Source organism: Pseudomonadota bacterium (assembly GCA_010028905.1).
Lineage (GTDB): Bacteria > Vulcanimicrobiota > Xenobia > RGZZ01 > RGZZ01 > RGZZ01.
The window spans coordinates 1-3420 of record RGZZ01000510.1; the positions used below are offsets into that span (position 1 = coordinate 1).

At 67.3% G+C, this 3420-nt stretch carries 3 protein-coding genes; 1 reads left to right on the plus strand and 2 read right to left on the minus strand.

What is annotated here, in order from left to right:
• Nucleotides 1–44: 44 nt before the first annotated feature.
• Together EB084_22025 and EB084_22030 are read right to left on the minus strand one after the other, a co-directional pair.
• The gene (locus EB084_22025) at nt 45–1649 is read right to left on the minus strand and encodes a hypothetical protein (GenBank protein NDD30942.1); all 1605 of its coding nucleotides are present in this window, start codon (nt 1647–1649) and stop codon (nt 45–47) included.
• A 47-nt stretch (nt 1650–1696) separates the two neighbouring features.
• Entirely contained in the window at nt 1697–2002 is a 306-nt protein-coding gene (locus EB084_22030; protein ID NDD30943.1) for a guanyl-specific ribonuclease Sa, read from the minus strand.
• Nucleotides 2003–2521: 519 nt separating this feature from the next.
• On the opposite strand from EB084_22030, the gene EB084_22035 reads away from it, so the two are divergent.
• The coding region (locus EB084_22035; protein NDD30944.1) for a glycoside hydrolase family 16 protein at nt 2522–3420 on the plus strand (899 nt) is incomplete at its 3' end.

A 3420-nucleotide genomic window follows, 5' to 3' on the forward strand; every position in this document is an offset into this window, starting at 1 on the left:
TACAGAAGAAGGTTCAGTCATGGCGAGGCCTTCGCTCGCCCGCTTCACCCCCCCTGCACCACGCTCCTGGCCAAGGAGCGCCAGCGGTTCAATCGCGAAGGGTCGCTGCTCCAGAGCTGATCGGCGCGATCGATGAACGCTCCCATGGCGACGTACCAGGTCTCATGTCCTTCCCCCGCCCCTGCAGACACGACGGGAAGAGACGCGCCTCCTCGGCGCCCCTGCAGATGAGACTGCACCGCGGAGCACGCCACGTCGGCGCGCTGCCACTGCGCGTGGAGATGTCGCATCTTCGCGTGGCGGTGACCGAACGACTCGGCCACCAGCTCCTTGGCGTTGGTCACGGCATACGCTGACGGCGCGACGAGCGCGCTCTCCTGCATCATGCGCAGGGTGAGATCGCGCTGGGCCTTGAACGACGCGTAGTACGCCGGATCGAGCAGAGCCACGGCAGCTTCATAGGCATGTCCGAGCTCGTGCACCGCCGTGCTCGAGCCGTGCACGCTCTGTCCCAGGTGACCCTCTCGCAGAACCACGGTGCCCGCTGACTCGGTTCCTGGCCAGAAAACACCCGCCAGCTGATCGTCGCGCAGCCCTTGCAGCACGCTCGCGTCGTGCCAGCCGAGCCGCAGGGGTTCCTCAGACGGGTCATCGGTTCGGCGGAAGTAGAAGAGGTTGGGCACGGCCAGCACGGCCCCATCAAGACGAAACGGCGGGAGCTTGCGCGCGCCGGCCTGCTGCCCCTCTCTCCAGGCGCGAGAAACCTCCGGGTCGCGCTGCAGGCACTCCTTGCGCAGCTCGAGCAGAAGCGGGCGGTTGAGCCCCCTCACCAGCGCGGTGAACTCGGCGATCTCGGCCGGCGTTCGGGCGCCGTGCTGCCACGCGAGAAGCGGCTCCTGCCACAGCCCGTGGTCGTCGACCGCCTGTCGGCCCGGCGGTGCATACGTTCCGTGGAACAGAACAGGAGATTCGTCTCCGTCGCGGCTCTCGCCGGATTCGGCAAATGCGGCGGCAGCGCGAAGCCGCAGGCTTGAAGTGAGCTTGTGGGCCAGACGGACAACCCTTTCCTCCGGATCGGCGTGAAGGGCGTCCGCAAACTCCCGAGCCTCGCTCAAGCTGGCGCAGCCGGCGGGAAGGCCATCCTCCTCGAGCCTGGCCAGGCTGTCAGCCACGCGCCGAGCGAGCGCCGAGAGGTCTGCGAATCGAGCAGCGACATCGATCGGCCGCGCGCGATCGAACGGCAGCTCACCGTCGCGCAGCACCCGGATGTCGACCCCCGCCCGCTGGCATGTCTGGAGCACGTTGAGCCGCACCTCGCCCAGAACATCCTTCACGGCTTCACCCAGCTCCGGATCGAGGCCGACACACGCGTGCCCGCTGGCCAGCATCTGTTCAACCGATTCTCTCGCCAGCGCGCGCGCGCCGGGGGCCCACCGCGCGCGCGCAAAGGAATCCCGCGCCGCTTGAACGGCCTCGCGCGCGACGGGGGCCGAGGGCGAGGTCGGCTGCAGGGGAGGCGCACCTGCCCGCCCCCGCGCCCCCGCGTCTCGGCGCTCTTCGTCACGCGTGCCGTCTCCATCCGGCGCGATCGTGTGCGGTTTCACGCCTGCCGGGTCGACGGCTGGCCCGCGAGCCCGAATCCAGGACATGGCTCTCGTGGCTTGGATGTCCACTCTCAACCCCTCCTCAGACGCCGCTACCGTGACGCTGCACCGACATCGTGCATCACCACGAAGCTTCGGTAGTGATCGTGGGTGTAGTACATCTCGCCCTGCGCCCCCTGGACGATTCTCCGCGCACCGCGGTGCGGAAGGCCCGGTGTCTCCACCGTCCACTCGCTGTAGTAGTCTGGGCGACCCGCGGACGGCAGTCGTCCCTCACGGTTGCGAAAGCACGTCCCGTCGTTCGAGTAGTGCGGCGCCTGTCGCTCGATGCGGCGCACGGTGCTGTCGACCTCTCTCGGAAGGTGACAGAGCCCGAACGCCGGCGCCCCCGGAACCATCGCCGCCGCGGCGAAGACACCCACGTAGGCGCTGCTGAGAGCGAGGTGCGAGGGGTTGAGCGGTGGGGTGGCCGCACCGTCATGCGTCGGCGTCGAACCGCCGAGGCTAACCTGATCGACAAGCGGTGCGCGGACGGGAGATGAAGGTGCGGGCGGGCTGCCCGACCCCGAAGATCTGTGCGCCCCCCCTGCAGCGCGACCCGTGGCGCCCGTTGTGAGGGGAGACGTGAGCGTGTGCACAGGCTGCATGAGAATGACCTCCACAGGGCGCCGCGGCGCCAGACTCGCTCTCCCGGCCCACGGTCGAGGCATCTCCTCGTGAAGGCGAGAGGGACTGTGAAGCCACTGTACGATGTCCGAGAAAAACCAGAGACAACAAGCAGCGGTGAGAATGCGTGAAACGACCGTGTTCCATTCGATAACGCAAACCTCTCGTTCACATCATCGGGCGCTGATTTTACCGCCCCTTCACCGCTCGGTGGCACAGTGGGAGAAACCACTGATCGAGGGAGACACACGATGAACCTGCTCACCCCCCAGCTGCCGTTCGGCCCCACGAACCCTGCCATACCCATGGCCTCAACACCCGTGCAGGGCGATTTCAGCACGCCCCCGACCCAGGCAGACGTCGTCGCCCTCCATCCGGAAGACACGATCGCTCTCACCCCGCAGGCCGCTGCCCTCACGGCTCCCGATGCAAGCGCTCCCCCCACCATCGACCCGTCCGCGCCCATCGGCAGCGACCAGCCCGATCTCACGTCGCAGTACGCCTACAAGGACTGCGTCGACTTCACACAGGGGGGCATACCGTCCGGATACAGCGTGGGCAATGACACCTTCCACGGCGGCAACGGTGAGCTCCAGCAGTACAGCCCATCGCAGGTGACGGCAGTGGCCGGCCAGGGCGTGGTGCTGACCGCGGCGCCCAACGGCGACCCGAACACGGCTCAGGACTCTCCCTACGTCTCAGGGAAGGTCTTCGACGCCCAGCGCGGAGTGAGCACGGGAGCGGTGGAGTTCACCGCCACCATTCCCAAGGGAAAGGGTCTATGGCCCGCCATGTGGCTGCTGCCAAAGGGTCAGAATGCTGCTGACGGAAGCGACTTGCAGTGGCCGCAGACAGGGGAGATCGACGTCTCCGAGATCAAGGGGAGCGATACCACGCGATCGCTGGCCACCCTGCACTGGGGCGACGCGCCCGGCAGCCCGTCAAAATCTCAGGGGCCCTTTGCCACTACCGACGCCACCACCGACTTCGCCGATGGAAACCCGCACAGGTTCGCGGCGCAGTGGGACAGCAACGGCATCACAAGCTACGTCGACGGCAAGAAGGTCGGCTACACGCCCTTTGACGACCAGCAGAGAGCCACCTTCGCGAGCGGCCAGCAGTTCTCGCCCATCATCAATCTGGCTGTGGG